12 protein-coding genes and 1 tRNA gene are annotated in these 19,064 nt (G+C 45.7%); 6 read left to right on the top strand and 7 right to left on the bottom strand.

From position 1 onward, the window contains the following. Positions 1-56: 56 nt before the first annotated feature. From PPO43_RS10185 to PPO43_RS10170, 4 genes are all read right to left on the bottom strand, one after another. The gene (locus PPO43_RS10185) at positions 57-3,503 is read right to left on the bottom strand and encodes an efflux RND transporter permease subunit (protein ID WP_272617441.1); all 3,447 of its coding nucleotides are present in this window, start codon (positions 3,501-3,503) and stop codon (positions 57-59) included. Between the two features lie 342 nt (positions 3,504-3,845). Beyond that, positions 3,846-5,018 carry an efflux RND transporter periplasmic adaptor subunit gene (locus PPO43_RS10180; protein ID WP_272617438.1) on the bottom strand — a complete coding sequence of 391 codons (1,173 nt, stop codon included), beginning with the start codon at positions 5,016-5,018 and terminating at the stop codon, positions 3,846-3,848. Between the two features lie 25 nt (positions 5,019-5,043). Beyond that, a complete protein-coding gene (locus PPO43_RS10175; RefSeq protein ID WP_272617436.1) occupies positions 5,044-6,441 on the bottom strand; it encodes a TolC family protein in 1,398 nt (465 codons plus the stop codon). A 13-nt stretch (positions 6,442-6,454) separates the two neighbouring features. Beyond that, positions 6,455-7,081 (bottom strand): TetR/AcrR family transcriptional regulator, encoded by a 627-nt coding sequence (locus PPO43_RS10170; RefSeq protein WP_272617434.1) that lies wholly within the window; start codon positions 7,079-7,081, stop codon positions 6,455-6,457. A 248-nt stretch (positions 7,082-7,329) separates the two neighbouring features. Here PPO43_RS10170 and PPO43_RS10165 point away from each other — a divergent pair, with 248 nt between their 5' ends. Next, positions 7,330-8,136, top strand: a complete 807-nt coding sequence (locus tag PPO43_RS10165; protein ID WP_272617432.1) for an O-methyltransferase — start codon at positions 7,330-7,332, stop codon at positions 8,134-8,136. A 1,058-nt stretch (positions 8,137-9,194) separates the two neighbouring features. Here PPO43_RS10165 and PPO43_RS10160 read toward each other — a convergent pair. Next, positions 9,195-9,269, bottom strand: a tRNA-Val gene (locus PPO43_RS10160). Positions 9,270-9,650: 381 nt separating this feature from the next. Between PPO43_RS10160 and PPO43_RS10155 the strand changes: the two genes are divergently transcribed. Then, the gene (locus tag PPO43_RS10155) at positions 9,651-12,356 is read left to right on the top strand and encodes an AsmA-like C-terminal region-containing protein (RefSeq protein WP_272617431.1); all 2,706 of its coding nucleotides are present in this window, start codon (positions 9,651-9,653) and stop codon (positions 12,354-12,356) included. Between the two features lie 219 nt (positions 12,357-12,575). Here PPO43_RS10155 and PPO43_RS10150 read toward each other — a convergent pair whose 3' ends face one another. Then, positions 12,576-13,304 (bottom strand): M949_RS01915 family surface polysaccharide biosynthesis protein, encoded by a 729-nt coding sequence (locus PPO43_RS10150; protein ID WP_272617429.1) that lies wholly within the window; start codon positions 13,302-13,304, stop codon positions 12,576-12,578. Between the two features lie 244 nt (positions 13,305-13,548). Continuing rightward, on the bottom strand, positions 13,549-13,848 hold the full coding sequence (locus PPO43_RS10145) for an ArsR/SmtB family transcription factor (RefSeq protein ID WP_272617427.1): 300 nt from the start codon (positions 13,846-13,848) through the stop codon (positions 13,549-13,551). 242 nt (positions 13,849-14,090) lie between these two features. Here PPO43_RS10145 and PPO43_RS10140 point away from each other — a divergent pair, with 242 nt between their 5' ends. From PPO43_RS10140 to PPO43_RS10125, 4 genes are all read left to right on the top strand, one after another. Next, the gene (locus PPO43_RS10140) at positions 14,091-15,608 is read left to right on the top strand and encodes a zinc-dependent metalloprotease (protein WP_272617425.1); all 1,518 of its coding nucleotides are present in this window, start codon (positions 14,091-14,093) and stop codon (positions 15,606-15,608) included. A 333-nt stretch (positions 15,609-15,941) separates the two neighbouring features. Next, on the top strand, positions 15,942-16,412 hold the full coding sequence (locus PPO43_RS10135; protein ID WP_272617423.1) for a hypothetical protein: 471 nt from the start codon (positions 15,942-15,944) through the stop codon (positions 16,410-16,412). Positions 16,413-16,644: 232 nt separating this feature from the next. After that, on the top strand, positions 16,645-17,388 hold the full coding sequence (locus PPO43_RS10130; RefSeq protein ID WP_272617421.1) for a hypothetical protein: 744 nt from the start codon (positions 16,645-16,647) through the stop codon (positions 17,386-17,388). 64 nt (positions 17,389-17,452) lie between these two features. Further along, positions 17,453-19,051, top strand: coding sequence for a hypothetical protein (locus tag PPO43_RS10125; protein WP_272617419.1), 1,599 nt, complete (start codon positions 17,453-17,455; stop codon positions 19,049-19,051). Positions 19,052-19,064 lie beyond the last annotated feature (13 nt).

Raw genomic sequence — 19,064 nt, 5'->3', positions numbered from 1 at the left:
AAAAAACACCCCTACCGAAGTAGAGACCTAGAAATAAGCTTGATCAAAGCCTAGGATTAGTCTTTTTTGGAACCAAAGAGACCAGAAAATAGACTGTTGAGTTTATACATTAGCCAGTACATTACAGGGACAATGACTAGGGTGAGGAAAGTAGCGAAGATTAGACCATAGACCACGGTCCAAGACATGGCGCCCCAGAAAGCGGCGTTATCGCCCCCCCAATAGATATTGGGATTGAGCTCTGTAATCAGGCCGTAGAAGTCGAAGTTAAAGCCAACTGCTAACGGGATAAGCCCCAAAACTGTAGTAATTGCCGTGAGGAGAACGGGACGCAAGCGGGTTTTTCCTCCTTCAATGATAGAGGACTTGATATCTTCATCAGAGAGTTGGTCTTGGCCAGTTTCCTCCTTCCGCCTTTTCTGTAGGAAGTCGGTATAGTCAATGAGTACAATAGCGTTGTTTACAACTACCCCAGCCAAAGAGATAATTCCAATACCAGTCATAATCACAACTAGATCCATGCCCGTCATAATATAGCCCAAGAGCACCCCAATGGTACTAAAGAAGACCGAAAGGATAATGATAAAGGGCTTACTGAGGGAGTTAAACTGCGACACGAGGATGAGGAAGATGGCCAAAATGGCAATCGTAAAGGCAGAGCTAAGGAACTCCATAGCGGCGGCCTGTTCTTCTTGTTCTCCTGTAAACTTAAAGTCGTAGCCTTCGGGCAATTCGTAATCCTCCATCAAATATTGGAGTTGCTGTACGACTTCGTTGGCATTATAGCCTTCCAATACATTAGAGTAGATGGTAATGGTCCGTTTTTCATCTTCTCGTTTCACGGCATTATAGGTAGTGCTAGGCACCTTTTTCGCCACAGAAGAGATGGGAATTTGGACTACTTGTCCACCCGCGTCCATATTGCGGAAAGTCACATTTTGGTTCATCAAAGCCTCTTGGCTTTTGCGGTATTCCTCGCTAAAGCGGAGCATGATGGGGTATTCATCTTCCCCTTCTTTAAACTTAGAGACCTCACGGCCATAGAGCGAAGTACGAATCGTCATGGCGATATCATAAGTAGATAGTCCATAGCGACGAGCAGCTTCTCGGTCTACTTGAATAAGGTCTTGTTGTACATTAGCTTTAACGTTCATCTTGAGCTCTTCAACACCAGGTACGTTGGCATTGCGAAGCTTATTGAGGACCGTATTGGCTACCTGCGACAACTCTCTCATTTCTACATCATCTCCAGAAATCTCTAGGTTAATCGGCTTACCTGTGGGAGGACCTTCTTGGTTGCGGTCAACTACAATTTCTACCCCAGCATAGCCTTGGACCGATTGGCGGATTTCCTCCATAATCTTAGTGGTCGATACGCCTTGGCGTTCATCGGCTGGAACAAAAGAAACCGTTAGACGAGCCTTGTTGGGCGTTGCTCCAGGTTCGGGGGGACCAGAAGGGTCCGAAGTATTTTCTCCAATTTGAGAAAGTACAGCTTCAATTACCCCTTTTTCATTGTAGGGACGAACGACAGCTTCTACCTTCCCTTCAATTTCCTTCATCAATTCGTTGGTGGCCTCAATACTACTTCCAATGGGCAGATCGACAAATACGTTAACGTATTTGGGTTCTGCTGCGGGAAAGAACTCTACTTTGGGCGGGAAAACCCCCATGAGAATCACTGACAAAAAGAGTAGGGCAATAACCCCCAAAAACATGACATAAGGCATAATCCCTTTGAGGGCAAAGCTGATGAAGCGGTCATAGATCGCTTCAAGTATGGGCAAGAACTTATCTTGGAAAAAGACAGCACCTGGAGCAAACAAAAAGACATTCATAGCCGTCAAGATGGTCGCCATACCAAAGAGGTTGCGCACCCAATCGGTACCAGAAACCCAGCCGCCAACAGTAATTGCCGCCAAAATGCCAATCCAAATTAGGTTGTTGATGAGTTTTTTCCCTTTTTCTGCCTCTACTTCTTCAGGCGTTTTCTCTTTGGTCATCAATACCGCTGTAAATACAGGCGTAAGGACCAAGGCGACAAAGAGAGAAGAAATCAACACAATAATGAGGGTCAATGGCAAGTACCCCATAAATTCTCCCATTAGGCCAGGCCAAAATAGAAGGGGAAAGAAGGCCGCCAAGGTTGTCGCAGTAGAAGAGATAATCGGCATGGCTACCTCTCCCGCTGCCTTTTTAGAGGCATCTTTGAGGCTATAGCCCTCTTGAACGTATCGGAAAACATTCTCTACCACTACAATAGAGTTGTCCACCAACATCCCTAGGGCCAAAATGAGCGAGAAGAGAACAATCATATTGAGCGTTACGCCCATGAGGTTCAAAATCAAAATACCAAGGAACATCGACATCGGAATGGCAAGTCCTACAAACAAGGCATTGCGCAAACCAAGGAAGAACAAAAGCACCAAAACAACAAGGATAATCCCCGAAATGATACTGTTCTGTAGATTCGATACCTGATTGCGCGTATCTACTGACTGGTCATTAAAGATTTGAACCTTAAGATCAGAGGGGAAACGTCTAGCTTGTGCCTTTTCCACCAATTCTTTGATCTTATCAGAAGCATCCAAAAGGTTTTCTCCAGAACGCTTGATTACATCCAAAGACACTACTTGCAATTGGTCACTACGAGCAATAGAAGTAGGGTCTTCAAAACCCATTCTCACCGTAGCAATATCCTTGAGGAATACAGGATTTTGATTTTCAGAGCGGATAATAATGTTCTCCATCTCTTTCACATCCTTAAACTCTCCAACTACCCGAACCGAGCGATTAAACCCCTCGGCCTTGAAATCCCCAGCAGAAAGCGTGAGGTTTTCTGCACTGATTGCATTGGCAATATCATTAAAGCTGAGTTTTCGGCTTTGCATCTTAAACCAATCCACATCAATTTTGACCTCCTTGTCCGAGGTTCCCTTGAGATTTACCTCAGAAATTTCAGACAATTTCTCAATTTCATCTTGTAAATACTCCCCATATTGACGGAGCTCATCTTCGGTATAACGACCCGAAATATTCACCGTTAAGATGGGAAACTCCGAGAAGTTGATTTCTTCTACATCTGGCCCAGAGGTCAAATCTTGCGGAAAATCAGCATCTCCTTTTACCTTATCTACGGCATCCTTGACCTCCCGAAGGGCCTTGTCTACATCTACATTGGTATTAAATTCTACAATGATGTTCGAGAAATCCTGAATCGAAGTCGCTTCTAATGACTTGATCCCAGAAATCGACCCGATTTCCTTTTCTAGCGGAATGGTCACCAATTTCTCCATATCCTCGGCAGAGTTTCCCGAGTAGGTCGTTCCCACAAAAATAGTGGGAATCACAATCTCTGGAAAGGCCTCTTTGGGCATGGTCAAATAAGATTGTGCTCCAAAAAGTAGAATAATTCCCGTTAGCAAGAACATACTAATGGCATTATCTACAGCAAAATTGGTTGGCCCAAAACTCCGGTAGAGTTTCTTTTTTTCTTGGCTCATATCGTTTTTTTCTGATTGCTTTGATTGAAGTGATGTTTATTTTTTGGGGCCTCAGCTGCGCTGCGCTTGCTGCGCTACGTTGCGGGGCTCGCTATTCGCTCGGCCCTTCAGCCGCCAAAAGCGGCTTCGGTCTGGCCTTCGGCCACCCCTCCACATCGCTAGGCCAACCCCCGCTTGTTCCTTGCGCCTAGAGAAGCGGGCGCAGCCCGCTTCGGCTTAGGGATGGATAGCAGTGGCCCAAAGGGCCAGACCGAGGCGCCTTAGCGCCGATGGGCCGAGCAGACCTGCGAGCTGCGACACAGCCCGGCCCGCCCTATGGGCGGGCAAGCCCCAAAAAACAACTTAATTTTTTTGAGCAGTCGCTTTGCTCAAGACCTTCACCTTATCGCCATCAATGGCTTGGCGGGCACCTTTCACGATTAGGGTTTCATCGCCTTGCAAGCCCGACTCGAGCATGGTTTCATTTTGATAGCTGCGCCCTAACTCAATGATGCGCTTTTTGGCTAGGCCATTTTGGGCCAACATCAAATAGTTGTTGCCATCTACATCTTGCAAAATGAGGTTGTTGTCTACCACAACCACATCCTCAGCCTCAAAATCCTTAATTTTGATTGTGGCCATCAAGTTGGGCTTAACCAAACCACCTTGGCTCGCTACAGCAGCTTCAATAGCAAAAGTTCTGTTGGTCGAGTTGATGCTTCGGCTCACTTCATTCACGCGCACGCTTTGGCTTTCGCCTAGGGCGGGGAAGAAAAGCTCTACCTTATCCCCTACTTTCACCTTACCCAAAAGGTTTTCGGGCACCTGAGCAATGACTTTTAGGTCATTGGTATTGAGGACCTGAATGATAGGCGTGCCAGGACCAGCAAATTCGCCAGCTTTGAGCATCACCTGCTCCACATAACCCGAAATTGGGGCATATACATTGGTTTTGCTCAATTCAAATTCTAGGCGTTCTTTACTTTTGGTGAGTTGCTCTACCTGGCTTTCGGCTTGAAGAAACTGCACTTCAGAGCCAATTTTCTGTTCCCAGAGTTTTTTCTGCCGATCGTACATGTCTTGGGCCAACTTCAAAGAAGCCTTGAGTTCTTCTAGGCTTTTGCGAATGCTTTCTACATCCACTTTGGCCACCAAATCGCCTTTTTTGACATATTGATCTTCGCGGACCAAAAGCTCCGTGATGCGGCCACCAGTTTCAGAACTAGCAAAAGCAGGCTCTTGAGCGGTAGCGATATTTCCCTGTACCTCTACATAATGTGAAAAGGTTTTCTTCTGTACGCTTTGGGTCGTAATATCGACAAACTTCTCGGGACGAGCGGTGGTATCTACTTCGCCTAGGCGTTTTTGCAATTGGGCCAATTCCCCTTCTAGGGTTTTGATGGCTTCCTTTTTAGTTTGAATCGCTTGGCGAATTTTGGAGGGATCTTTCATTTGTTCTGCATTGGTTCCTCCGCCGCCACAGGCAGCCAAACTGAGGGCCATAAGGGCCACAAAACTATATTTTAGCGTTTTCATGCTGTATATTGATTTTAAACAAGTTCTATTTCAAAGGATTTCCTAGGGCTTGGTCCAAATCTGTTTTGGCAATCACTAGGTCATAAATAGCATTCATATAATTGGCCTGTGTGCGGTAAAGCTCTTGCTCGGCCGTGCTGATTTCGGTACTTGAGCCAATCCCCTCCCGATACTTAATGCGGGTAGTTTCCAAAATGCGTTCGGCTAGGTCTAAGTTTTTCTTTTGGTTATCCAAGCGCTCAGAAGCATTGAGGTAAGTCGCTCTAGCATTGCGAATTTCTAGCTCCGTGGCTAGGGTAAACTGCTTAATTTGGATATCTACTTTAGTTGCATCAATTTTAGCCATCTGGATATTGGCATCCTTCTTAAAGCCATCAAAAATGGGCACATTCAATTGTAGACCAATGACTGTAATGGGATTAAATTTCCCTTCATCACTATCAAAAAGGTTGTTGCGCTGCAATTGATATTGATGCGAAATAAAGCCAGACAAATTAGGCAAATAACCTGCTTTATAACGCTTCATGTTAAGGTCCATCAAATCGCGGTTGAGACGCAAAACTTCTAGTTCGGGGCGCTGAGCTGCAGAAGCGGGACCTTCCAAATCATCTTGACTAGGGACCTGCATTAAGCTTTCTAGTCCATCCTTAAGCGCAATAGACTCATCAAGAGGGTAATTCATCTGAAATTTGAGAACATTATAGGCCAATTGCGTTTGGCGCTCGACCATGTCTCGTTCCGATTGCAAGTTGGCCAGATTAAGATCTAGGCGATCTACATCTAATTGCTCTACCATACCGCTTTGAAAAAAGGCTTGAGTTTCATCCCGCATCTTCTGCAAGTTCTCTAAGTTTTTATCCAAAACGCTTAGGTTTTCCTCCGCCAAAAGCACCGCCAAATAAGCGCGCTTAATTGTGTAGGGAATCTCATGAGCGCTAACCGCTTTTTGCTTGCGACTCAATTCTGCTACAGAACGAGCAGCTTTTAGGCCCACAAAATAAGATCCGTCAAAAATAAGTTGGCTGAGCGTAACTCCCGCTGTCAATGAATTGGCAATACCAAACTGAGCGGGTTGAGGATCTCCCTCAGGCAAGTTCGCTGTAGTTCCTGCGGGCACATATCCATAGCCCTCTAAAGTTCCCACAACAATAGGCGAAATAAAATCAGGTAGATACTGTACAGGTAGGTCAGCATTGTAGTTATATTCTACTTTGCCACTCAACTGCGGCAAGCCCATAGCACGAGTATCGCGGATTTGTTGCTTTGCATAGAGAATATCCTGCTCTGCCGTTTGCAGCTCTAAGCTTTTATCTATGGCATAATCAATGGCTTCTTCTAAAGAGAAACTAGCCGGAGATTGAGCCGAAGACCAGCCCGCCATAAAGAGAAAAACAAGGCTATACAGCCCTTTACTTAAGTTCATCTCAATTCTATATTTAAGAAGGTGAAGAAAGTTGTTCTAGTTGTTTCAAGTAGTCTTTAAGGCTTGCTTTGCCTCTATCAGAAACGATTCCGTGTAAATGATAAGCCATCATGGCCCGATGCATACTAGAGCGCGAAAACTTATCGGGCGGAAAAAGCTCCCCATCTAAAAAGAGCTCAACCATTCCAATGTATAAGCGACTCACAATATCCGCATTCAAATCAGGCCGATATAAGCCCTCTTCAATGCCTCGATCCATGTTGTTTTTCATCATATTAAAGATGAAGGTCTTGCGAAACTCATCAAATTCGCCCCAAACCGCCTTATGATATTTTCGCAGATCAAACATCAGAGAAGGATTGATATTTTGAATGTTTTTCTGGATCTCTCGGCCCATCAAAAACATTTCCTCCAAGGCATTTTCCGCCTCTGTTTGCACCAGATTACAGATTTGCTTCTCCCGATCAAAATGCACTTGCAAAACCTTCATTATAAGATCCTGCTTATTCTTGATATGTACGTAGAGTGTCTTTTTAGACATACCCAACTCTCGTGCAAGATCTGACATGGTTACGGAGCGAATACCGTAATGTCTAAACATCTTATCGGCCGCTTCTAATATTTTTTGTAGTTCATCCACAGCATCAAATTTTATTTCGTCAGTTGTTCTATAAAGCCGCTTTCCATCAGTAAAAAGCTTTTTTACAGAAACTTTTAATGTTTCTTGGGTTTCCTCTAGGACCTAAATCCCTGCTTCACAGCAGCAAAACTAAGCACTAAAACCGAGGAAACCAAAGATATGTTTAAAGTTTCCTCAGTTTTTCTGTAATTTTTTTGTTAACTACAGGAAGATTGGGGCTGCTATATTTTTTCTTAACTTGAGCGCAAATGAATACAACTATGTGGACTGCGCTTTTTTCCTTTTATCGACGGGCTCAATCGGGCCGCAAAATAGCTTGCCCAGCCTTCCAACAATGGCGAGAAATGGTCTTCGAGGATCGGCGGCAATTTTATTGCTTTGCGCCCTTAGAAGGGCAGCGCGATTTACTAAGGCACGACAACCGCTCTATACAAATTCAGGATTTGGGTGCAGGTAGCCGAAAATCAGCCCCTAAACAAGTGGCCGATTTGGCTAGGCGTTCGCTCTCTCCAGCCTGGCAGGCTCAGTTCTTATTTCGCCTGATCAATTTTCATCAGCCCCAAACTATCTTGGAGCTAGGGACCTCTTTGGGCATTTCGGCCCTTTATCAGCATGCGGCCAAGCGTTCAGCCCAAATGATTAGTATAGAAGGCTGCCCCGAAATTCACGCTATTGCCAAAAAGAATGCGCGTTTGTTTGGTGCCTCGGCTAGTTTGCAGCTTTGGCAGGGCAGCTTTGCAAAGCTATTGCCCTCGGCCCTCAACCAGTTGGGCCAATTGGATTATGCCTTTATTGATGGACATCATTTGCGGCAACCCACTTTGGATTATTTTGAGACTTGCCTGCCTTATTTAGGCCCCAATGCCCTCTTAGTTTTCGACGATATTTATTGGTCCAACCAAATGCAAAGCGCCTGGGAGGAGCTCAAAGGCCACCCCAAGGTTAGTTATAGCATTGATTTGGGCTGGGCGGGCTGCCTCTTTTTTGGCCCCCGCCCCCAAGACTGGCCTCAACAACTGGAGCTGCTCCCTTTTTGGGCCAAACCTTGGTCTTAATGGACTTTTCTTCTTTTTTGGGGCCCGCGGCGGCTAGCCGGCCGCCGCTATGCTAGGCCGCTCGCTGTTACTTGCTTCGCTGCGTCGGCTCCCGTTGGTCGGGTCGCTCGGCCCTGCAGCCGCCTGCGGCGGCTTGGGTCTGGCCTGCGGCCACGGCTGCGCAGCGCTGGGCCTGCGGCGGCTTCGCCGCCTGCTAAATCTAGCTGTTTTTGACCATGGGGGAATAGAAGTAGAAAAAGCGAACAAGGACTTTAGTTTGCTAAAAATGATAAAGCTTTTATTACAATTCGTTATGGGCCGATGGTTTAAACCATCGGCCCATTTTTATTGCGTTTAGTATGGCCGCTTTGGTTGCTGTGGGTTTCAACCTACAGGGATATATATCATATAGTGAGACTGTTCCAATACCCTAGCTGTAGTGCTCCCATACCGTAGCTATACTGTGTGCTTGAGGTGGTCAAAGTCCTCTGTATACGTTATGGAAGTGTATGATATAGGTTGTGAAACCGCATAATATAGGTTGTAGGACCCAAAATAGACGTCCTGGAACGTCTATTTTGGGGTCCCTAGACGTCTATAGCAGGGTCTCTAAACCTCTACAATAAGGTTCCGAACTTACCCAATGAGGTCTAATAACCTATACGATAGCGTCCAGAACGTACCTAATGGAGTATAGGGGCCTCCTCCATGGACTTAGGAGACCTATATCATACAGTTCAGAACGTCTATTATGGAGTTGAGGGACCTATGTCATAGAGTACAAGAACCTATACGATAGCATCCAGAACGTACCTAATGGAGTATAGGGACCTACTCCATAGGCTTAGGAGACCTATATCATACAGTTCGGAACGTCTATTATGGAGTTGAGGGACCTATATCATAGAGTACAACAACCTCAATTTAGGTTTTGGGGATAAAAAAGGGGAGAGCTTTAGGCAGTAAGAAAGGGTATACGCAAAGTTTTAAACAGACTCCTAGCTTTAGAGCTAAATTGATTATAACGACCTAGGGACAAAAAAAAAGAGTCACTGATAAAATCAGTAACTCTTTTGTAGTGGGCGAAGAGGGATTCGAACCCCCGACCCTCTGGGTGTAAACCAGATGCTCTGAACCAACTGAGCTATTCGCCCTTATTTTTGTGTTGCTTTCCGTTGAATGCGATGCAAATATACGGCAAGAATTTAAACTTCCAAACATTTTTCAAAAAAAGTGGAAAAAAAACGGCAAAAAAACCTAAAACTTGGCCCAAAGGCCCTTTTTACTGGCCTTCTTTGTATTTTCGGGCTGTATTTTTTATAAAAATTATTTTGTGTTCCTGCATCTAGCAGGCGGCGAAGCCGCCGCAGGCTGAGGGATAGTAGGGGGTGGCCGAAGGCGGCAGACCAAAGGCTTTTGAAGCAAAGCGAAAAGCCTGCAGGGCCGAGCGAACAGCGAGCTGCGAAATGGCCCGACCCGACCGAAGGGAGGGGCAGCCCCAAAAACATATTCTTCCCCAAAAAAAAGAAAGCGACATGAGTCAAAAGCCCAAAAAGAAAAAAAGTCTTGCTTGGCGAGTATTATCGACCCTCTTCTTCTGGTCCCTAATGTTTACGATGGTGGCCGTTATTGCCTTGATTGTTATGGCTGCCTTTTATGAGGCCAAAATTGGGGGTTTGGTGGTGCAAGAGCTGCGAAAAAGTTTGAAAACAGAGCTCAAAGTAGAGCGGGCAGAGCTCTCTTTAATTTGGGATTTCCCCAAGGCTTCGGTTAGTTTGAAAAACTTGGCCTTGCATGATAATAGTGGCGACAGCAGTCGTTATTTGTTGCGGGCCGAGGATCTCTCCTTAAAATGTAGTATTTGGGGGTTGTTGTCGGGCTATTATCAATTTAATGCCATTAGTATTTCTAATGCGGCCATTGATGTGCGGCAATACAAGGATGGGCAAACGAATTACGACATCTTCATTACGGAAGAAGAGGCCGAGGAAACGGGGCAGAGTAGCGACCTCAATCTCTCGATTAAGGATGCCAACTTTAAAAATGTTAAGCTGCGTTATTTGGACCAGATTATGGACCAAGACATCAGCTTTTTGGTAGAGTCGGCCTTTTTTGCGGGTGATTTTAACAATGAGCGCTACATCTTAAATAGCTTGGCCAACATCAAGATGAATTATCTGGATATGGGGGGCGAGCGCTATCTGGAGAATAAGAGTTTGGGCTATAATGCCAATATTCAAATTGACCATTTGACCCAAAGTTATAGCATTAAAGAGATGAAATTGCAGGCCGAAGGCAATGAGTTTTCGACCATGGGCGAGGTTGTTTTGGTGCCTAAGGGAACCCGTTTGGACCTCAAATTTGAGTCAGACAAAGCCAAATTGGGTGCCTTGCTTCAGCTTTTGCCGCCCAAGTTTTTGCCCTATTTAGGGGGCTTTGAAAGCAATGCCTATATGAGCTTTAAGGCAGAGACCAAGGGCTTGCTTGCGCCCAATAGCTTGCCCATGACCAAATTTAACTTTGGTTTGCGCAGTGGACGAGTGAGCCACCCCAACATGAGTCAATCGCTCAAAAGTGTAAACTTCGATGTGGAATTTGAGAACCGAGGCGGCAACTCTAATCAGGCCTTATTGGAGCTAAAAAACTTTAAGGCCAGCTTGGGCGGTCATCCGATATCTTTGGCCCTAAGAGTAGAGGATTTGGACAATCCCTTGATTGATTTTAGCTTTGATGGCAAATTGCCCATTGACCTCATCAAGGGCTTTTTGGGCGAAGAAGTGAGCAAGGGCCAAGGATTGCTCGCCATTGAAGAAGTGGCCTTAAAAGGGCGCTTGAATGATATGCTTAATCCTCGTTACATCCAGCGAGTAGATTTAGCGGGCCGTCTGCGTTTTGATAATGTGGGCTTTGTTCGCTACGATGTGCCTTTGAGCATTCCAGAAGGGAGTTTGGCCCTCAACAACAATGTCTTTTCCGTAGAAAAGCTGCAATTTAAGAGTAGAAAATCAGATATCTTATTGCAGGGGAATTTTCAGAATATTTTGCCCGTTCTTTTTGCGGATTCCACCAACTCCAAGCAGGCAGAGCTAGGCTTCAAGGCCAGTTGGGCCTCTGAGAAATTGGATATAGATGAATTGATGTTGGCCGCTTTGGGGCCGCAAAGTCAGGAACCTTTGCCAACAGATTCCATTGCAGCCGATTCGGTTCGGGCCGAGAAGAATGAGCAGCGGATGTTTGTCTCCAACTTCCTTTATGGGAGTTTTAAGCTTCATATCAACCAGCTCAATTATGGAGAGTTTGAGTTTAAGAACATTGATGGCGAATTGGCCTTTCAGAACAACAAGATGGACCTGAGAGGGCTTTCGCTAGATGGCTTTCAGGGCAAAATGCGTTTAGATGCTCGCTATACCTTTGATTTGGCGCCCAAGTTATTGGCCTTTGCCGAATTGGAAAAGATCGACATCAATCAGTTTTTTGAGCAGATGGATAACTTTGGGCAAACAACCTTGGAAGCTCGGCATTTGCGTGGTCGTTTGAGCAGTTTGGTCAAGGTCAATGCCTTTTGGGATGAGCAGGGGCATTTTATGGATAATGAGCTCTCTGTTTTGGCCGATGCGAGCCTAGAAGATGGCGAAATTATTGGCTTTGAGATGTTGGAGGATTTTAGTCAGTACATTAAAATCAAGGACCTCAAACACATTCGATTCAATCGGGTAGAAAACCAGTTCCGCATTGCCAACCGCAAGCTCTATATTCCCGCCATGTTCATTCAGAGCAATGCCATGAATATTACGCTTTCGGGCAGCCATAGTTTTGACCAAGACATGGACTATCGTTTCAAGATCAATGTGGGCCAAATTTTGGCCAATCGCTTCAAACGCTACAACAAGGATATGGAGCCTTTGCCCGCCCGCAAAAAGGGCCTTTTCAATGTTTATGCGCGTATGTATGGCAACCTCAACGATGAGGAGTTTAAATATGATATGGGCCGCAAAAAGGTAAAAAAACTCATGGAGGCCGATATGCAGGAAGAGACCTTGGCCCTTAGCAACAGCCTAAAGGCGGAGTTCATGGGCAGCGAATTTGCGGCTCGTGGCGGCAGCGCTCCATCTGGCAGCAACTTCCAACGCAAGGTAAAAACCTTAGAAGAGCCTGATGAATGGGCCGATATTCCAGAATATAAAGGCGGTAGTGGCGGCACAATTGAGGAAGAAGAGGAGCCAGAATATATTGAGTGGTAATGTTTTGGGGCTGCCCCGCCAATAGGCGGGTCGGGCTGTCCGCAGCTCGCTGCTCGCTCGGCCCTGCAGGCTTTTTCGCTTCGCTTCAAAAGCCTTGGGTCTGCCGCCTTCGGCGGCCCTGCTCCCATCCCTCAGCCTGCGGCGGCTTCGCCGCCTGCTAGACCCCATAAAAAAAGCGCCCATGCTCCTCAGAGCATGGGCGCTTTGGCTAGGCCCAAATTAGTAAGCCTTTACCTTAGCAGAGAAAGAGTTAAAAACATCGCTAGCGTAGTTAAATATTTTTTCTTCCGCTTCAAACTTATCGCTGGCTTTAAACTCGCCGCCTTGGCCCTCTACTTTATTAGTTCCTGTCAGTTGGTAGTAGTTTTGGCCCTCAAAAATGTGTAGATCTAGATTAGTGGGGCTAACATCACTCACACAATCGAGTTGGCTAAAGCAATAAATTTCGGCCTCGCCGTCCTTGTCCTCATCGGCAATTTGAAAACCTGCATCGGGGAATTTGCTCACTAGGTCAAAGTTGCAATTTTCCATATCGTAATGCTTAATATTTTGGCGTTTGGCCTCTTTGCCATCCCAAAAATAGTAGCCTAGACTCATATAGTGGCGACCTTCAGAGAAGTATTGATTGCGCAACAGATAGTAAGTTCCCTTAATATCTTTTACTTCGGTGGCTTCTTCTAAATCGGGTCCATGTACTAGCAAACCATTAAAAGGGAGTTTTTTGGCGGGAACCATAGTCATGGTAATTTCAAAAGGGCCAGCAGCAGCTTCGGCAAAAGCCTCTTCTTCGCTGAGAGGTTCTTCTTCTGTTTCTTTTTGGGCCTCTTGCTCTTTTTGGGGATCATTTTCGGCTGTTTGTTCTTCTTGAGTTGGAGAACTAGATGGGCTTTGGCAGGCGCTGCCCATCAGCAAAAAAGCGAGGGCTAGGGGGATAAATAGTTTTCTCATATTTGACTTAAAGTTAGTGGAGATAAAATGCGTAAACTAGCCGGCATTGGCTGAGGGGCTGGAGCAGGGCCGCCGAAGGCGGCAGACCAAAGCCCGCAGGGCTGCAGGGCCGAGCAGACCTGCGAGCTGCGCAATGGCCCGACCCGCAGGCCGCAGGCCGAAGGGGCAGCCCCAAAAGAAAAAAGCTTTACCTCCAAAAGATAAAGCAAAAGACCGAAGCCTAAAAGAAAGAGTTGATAAAACCTTAGAAACAGCGCTCTACATAAGTGAGCACCTGGGCCACCTCCTCATCTTTGATGGCATAGAAATGTTTATTACCTTCGGGACGGACAATAAGTACGCCCTTGCTTTTCAGGATACCCAAATGATGAGACACCACAGCTTGTTCTATATTAAGCATACCATGAATATCCTTCACGGGCAATTCGCCTTTTTCTTGCAAGAGGTCCACAATGGCCAGACGAAGAGGGTGAGCAAGGGCACGAAGGGCCGCTGCAGCCGCTTCTAGGGTCGCAATGCTTAATCTAGCTTCTAACTGACTCATAAGATGATGGTTTAATTTGAGGTCTACGATTGCAAACAAAGTTAATCAAAAAAACAAAAGAGCCTAAAAAAATAGCTATATAAATATAGTCCTTTTTATATGTAGTTACAAGGGACAAAATATTCAAAATATAATTCTACAAAGAGGCCAAAATTTCACTTTAAAGATTATTTACAGCAATTTTGTCAAACAAAATTTTAAAAAATAGTTTTAGTTATAAACATCATTAAAACAGCTCCTTTATGCGATTAGTCTATATTTCTCTTTTGCTGCTTTTCAGCTGGGCGGGCCAACTAGCGGCTCAGACAGCTCCTTGTGGAGTATCTTTGGCCGATGGGGCTGTTATTAAGGCCCAAATGATGGAAAACCGTCGTAATATCAATTTGGCCCAAATTAACCGCCAAAATATGACTTATATTCCCTTAAGCTTGCATTTGGTGGGCAATGAAGCTGGGGAGGGTTTTGCTTTGGGCAGCAATGCCATTGAAATGCTTTGCAAGCTCAATGCTGACTATGCCGATCAAAATATATTCTTCTATCTGCATGGCCCGCTCCACTATATTTATGATGATGTAATTTACGATGATGCCTATAACAATACGGGCCAAGTTCGCATGAGCAGCTACAAAGTGCCCAATAGCCTCAATGTTTTTGTCAGCAATAATGTGAGTCGATCTGTGGCGGGTTATTATACCCCTTCTTATGATTTTGTCTTTATTAAAAATGGCTATGCCAACGGTAGTTCAACAACAATTACCCATGAGTTGGGCCATTTTTTTACGCTTCCCCACACCTTTTATGGCTGGGAGGGAGTTGATGCTCGATCGCAGTACGGAGGAGCTCCAGCTCCAGTTATCATCAACGGACGCCTAGTAGAAAATGTAGACCGGTCCGTCGGAGCCAATTGTGCCAGTGCGGCCGATGGGTTTTGCGACACAGAAGCCGATTATATTTCAGAGCGCTTTAACTGTCCAGTTTCTACAAATTTGCAAGATCCCACAGGGAGCCCGCTGCAAATCAATAGCGATTATTTTATGTCTTATTCTAGTGACAACTGCCAAAATACCTTTTCTCAAGAGCAGAAAAATGCCATGCTTAGCGATATTGCCAACCGCGGCTGGTCCAATTTCCCAGCCCCTAGTAATATGGATACCCTAGATGGCCGTCAGATCCAAGGCATTAGCCCCATCAATAATGATTTTGCCCAAGAAGTCAATGGCCAAATCCGTCTAGAATGGGATACCACAGGCGCTTCTAGTGCCAACCAATGGATTCTTACGGTTGAACGTACCTTTAACGGTATTCCCATTGCCCAGGTCTATTTTGCTAGCGTCATGAACCAGAATTTCACCTATATACCACGCGCCGCGCTAAGCAATAACCACCAATTTCGCTGGGCCGTCAAACCACTTCATCCCGCTTATACCTGCTCTCCAAGCTCCAATTATTTTCATTTTCAAACGGGCTTTGCCACTAACACTACAGCCCTAAGTACTGCAGCCGAAAATCAACTGCGCATCTTCCCCAACCCTATCCAAAATGGCCCCCTACAACTTCAGTTGAGCAGCCTAGAAAATAGCTCGGCTAGCCTCGCCATTTATGCGCTGGATGGCCGCATCCTTTGGGAAAAGCAGGGCTTGGCCATTAGTGCTGGCAAACAAGAACTACAGCTACAAATTCCTCAACTAGCCGCTGGCCAATATTTTGTCCTTATCCGTAGCGATAAACAAGTTTGGAGACAGGCCTTTATCAAGCAATAGTTTCTTTTTTTGGGGCTGCCCCGCCCGCCGGCTTGAAAGCCAGCGCAAAGCGGTATCGCTTTGCGAAGCGATACAAAATGAGGGTTAAAACCCTCATGAGTTTTCGGGCGGGTCGGGCCATTGCGCAGCTCGCAGGTCTGCTCGGCCCTGCAGCCCTGCGGGCTTTGGTCTGCCGCCTTCGGCGGCCCTGCTCCAGCCCCTCAGCCTGCGGCCCTTCGGGCCTGTAGACCGCAAAATGGACCAAGCTGACAAATTGGCCGCCCTTAGGGAACTGGAATTATCTTTGTCCACTTTTAACTAAGTTCAAAATCATCCCCTTAGACTGTATATTATATGTTCGGAAATTTCAAACGCTGGTTGGGCTTCTCAGAAGTCAAAATGCGCATATCGGCCCTAGAGGTCTACCCAATAGATGTCAATACCATCAATGCAGAATTACTTTTTTCGGCCAAAGGAGCGGCCAGCATTGAGGCCATCCGCCTCCGCCTAATTGAGCGCTATGAGCGAGGAAGAGGCGATAATAAAAAGATCGACGAATACATTTTAGGCGAAAAGCTAATTGAAGAACCTTTGCATTTGGAAAATGGCCAAGACTTTAGCCTGTTTTTCAAGTTGCCCTTTAAGTTTCAGCTTTCTAATATGGACCGAATCGAGCGCTCTAATGTGATCGGAAAAAGCCTAGCGGGTTTTGCCAAAAGCCTCAAATCCGCTAAATCGACTTATCGGATAGAAGCCGTGGCCCAACTCCAAGAGCAGGAAGCTCAACTTTTGGAAGAATGCAAAATTCGTTTTCAAGGAAAATAAGGCTTTGCATTTTCCATAAAAAGGCCCAACTTTATACAGGTTGGGCCTTTTTTGCGTCTAGTCGGGCGGCCCTTGGGCCGTTTTTGGCGAGCTTGTCCGCAGGCCCAGCGCTGCGCAGCGGTGGCCGAAGGCCAGACCGAAGCGCGAAGCGCTGAAGGGCCGAGCGATCAGCGAGCCGCGCAGCATAGCGGCGGCCAGCAAAGCTGGCCGCGGGCCCCAAAACAATCAGAATATGAATATTATACTCCTTTTTTTAAGTCTATTGACTTTAGGCATTTTATTTTTGGCTTGGCGACTTATGCAGCCATCTAAGCCCGATTTAGCAGAAGAAAATGACGCTATTTTAACTAACCAACAGGCTTTGGCCAAGCGCTTGCGGCATGCCTTGTATTGGGCCGAGCGGCATGAGCAGCAGGCTTTGGAAGAGATCCAAAACTGCTATGCGCAACAAAAAGAAATTTTGGAAGAATTGGGGCGGCCAACCTATGTAGAACTGCCAAGCAAAAAGCTTTTTTTTCGGCTTTTGCCCTTGGGGGAGGAGCAGAGTATTTATTATTATCAGCGAGATTTGAAAGAAGGGCAAACGACTGCTTATCGAGAAGAAAGTTTGCGACTTTTGCAAGAATTTGATCAGCAGCGGGAGTTATTGGGGCAGCAAATTTTGCTTTTTCAGGAATTACAAAAATCGCATCAGGAGAATTTGCAGCGTTTGGATGCCTTAAAAAAAGGCGATCAAAGCTGGGCGCAGCTTGAGCGACATCGGCAATATTTGGCCCAACAAAAAGCGCAGGACAAAAAGGAAGAAGCGGCGATATTGCAGCAATATCGCTTAGAATTGATTGCGGAAGAGCTAGAATTTCAGGAAGATTGCCAGCAAGCTTATGAGGAGTTAATTAAAGCGGATCGTTTGGCAATAGGACCAGAGATCGATCAGCTTCGGGCAAAGGTAGAGCAACAAGATCCTGACCGTGGCTAGGCTTTTGCATAAAGGAAAGAAAAAAACTAACTTAACGGTCAGAACGCTAAATCTACAGATAAGTATGAGAACTCTTTTCTTTTTTCTTCTTGCCCTTATGAGCTCGCCCCTCCTTTGGGCTTCTGGTCCCCAAAATTCGGATGGCTCGATTCAAAAAATCTTATTGCTCAGCGAGCAACAAAAGTACCTCATTAAGCAAAGCGCCAAAGCCTTTATGGGCTTGGCCAACAGCCCCAAGGTCGTTGATTATTATTTACAAATTGATTCCTCTTTACTCGTTTTTGAGGAAAACTTAGTGGAACTCGAAGAATTTAGTAGTTCTCCGATTCTCAAGCCGGCCTTAACCGAACTCAAAAACAACTGGAAAGATTACAGCCTAGTTGTTAGCCGAGAAATTGGCCCTAAAACCTGCTCTAAACTCCTCAAATTGGAGCGCAGTACTTATGAGGCCGCAGAAGCCTATCGCTTTGCATTAAGTGGTTACATTGCTCAAATTTATCCCAATATTGCTCGCAATCTTAAAGAGTCTTATGACCTTAGTAGTCGAGCCTATGCCCAGGCTATTTTTGCCGAGACCTATATGTTTTATCAATATGCTAGCCGTTTAGATTTGCCCGAAAAGCGAAACTTAGAGCGTAGCCTCAAAAAGGTAGAAGAACAAACCTTGGCCAACTTTGACATCTTGCTCAATAGCAAAGTTAATACAACGAGTACCAAAGAGCAACTCAAAGGCATTCAGGATGCTTGGAAGGCCTTAGGACAGCGATTTGAGCGTTATGACCCCAAAAGTCGAAACTACATGACCCAATTGGCCCAAGCTTCTGATCAAAGCAGCCAAGCGCTTTGTCGGCTTGCTAGTGAATACAGCCAATTGGTTGAGGTCCTTTCTGTTAGCCATTTAGTGGCTATGGTCAGCCGCCATCGCGCTCAAAATAAAGAGATGGCTCGCACCTATCTCTTGGCTGCTTTTGAGTTGGACCGCGACCGAAATGTCCGCCGATCTTTAGATGAGCTCATCTCTGAATTTGAAGAGCGCAACCGCCGCTTGGTCGTTTTTGCCCCAACCAAAGCCGCCCGCCGCTCTGCAGAAACGATTGGCCGCTTCTGGAAAAACTACAAAAAAGCACTCAAACAAAACTATACCGAAGAGGGCCTTTTCAAACTCATTGAGCAAAGTCATATTATTATGGCCGCCTGCGATCGCATGGCCGAAGATTTGGAAAACTACACCAACCAACTCCCCCTCTACCCTAAAGAACAAAAGGAATTGCCCAAAGAAGAACGCATTATCCACCTGCTCAATATTGTGGGCCACCAAACTACAGACATTCAGCGGCTCCTGATTTATCGCGTACAAACTGCCGAAAACCAAGGCGGAAGCATTTCGCAACGACGCTATGAAGATGCAATTAAAGAGTTTGAGCAAACCCTCCAACAACTCCAAACCTTTGAGGATAACACTCCCGCCATTGTGGAGGGCCTCCACCAACTAGAAACGCTTTGGACCCAGCTCAAAAACGATTATTTGGGCGCCAAAACACTAGAAAAAGAGCAATTGGTTAGCTGTATCGAGCAAATTGACTTACTCTCCAATGAACTCGAACAACTCAGTATTCTCTATGAAAACATGGTCAATACTTTAGTCCAATATAGCCTAAAATAATCCATTTAGCCCT

The sequence above is a fragment of the Saprospira sp. CCB-QB6 genome (assembly GCF_028464065.1).
Classification (GTDB): Bacteria; Bacteroidota; Bacteroidia; order Chitinophagales; family Saprospiraceae; genus Saprospira.
This window is presented reverse-complemented; position numbering and strand designations above follow the sequence as displayed.

Bases quoted from the DNA above. Each gene is read 5' to 3' on its own strand.
- PPO43_RS10185 (WP_272617441.1), bottom strand. From the start codon at position 3,503: ATGAGCCAAGAAAAAAAGAAACTCTACCGGAGTTTTGGGCCAACCAAT.
- PPO43_RS10180 (WP_272617438.1), bottom strand. From the start codon at position 5,018: ATGAAAACGCTAAAATATAGTTTTGTGGCCCTTATGGCCCTCAGTTTG.
- PPO43_RS10175 (WP_272617436.1), bottom strand. From the start codon at position 6,441: ATGAACTTAAGTAAAGGGCTGTATAGCCTTGTTTTTCTCTTTATGGCG.
- PPO43_RS10165 (WP_272617432.1), top strand. From the start codon at position 7,330: ATGAATACAACTATGTGGACTGCGCTTTTTTCCTTTTATCGACGGGCT.
- PPO43_RS10155 (WP_272617431.1), top strand. From the start codon at position 9,651: ATGAGTCAAAAGCCCAAAAAGAAAAAAAGTCTTGCTTGGCGAGTATTA.
- PPO43_RS10150 (WP_272617429.1), bottom strand. From the start codon at position 13,304: ATGAGAAAACTATTTATCCCCCTAGCCCTCGCTTTTTTGCTGATGGGC.
- PPO43_RS10145 (WP_272617427.1), bottom strand. From the start codon at position 13,848: ATGAGTCAGTTAGAAGCTAGATTAAGCATTGCGACCCTAGAAGCGGCT.
- PPO43_RS10140 (WP_272617425.1), top strand. From the start codon at position 14,091: ATGCGATTAGTCTATATTTCTCTTTTGCTGCTTTTCAGCTGGGCGGGC.
- PPO43_RS10135 (WP_272617423.1), top strand. From the start codon at position 15,942: ATGTTCGGAAATTTCAAACGCTGGTTGGGCTTCTCAGAAGTCAAAATG.
- PPO43_RS10130 (WP_272617421.1), top strand. From the start codon at position 16,645: ATGAATATTATACTCCTTTTTTTAAGTCTATTGACTTTAGGCATTTTA.
- PPO43_RS10125 (WP_272617419.1), top strand. From the start codon at position 17,453: ATGAGAACTCTTTTCTTTTTTCTTCTTGCCCTTATGAGCTCGCCCCTC.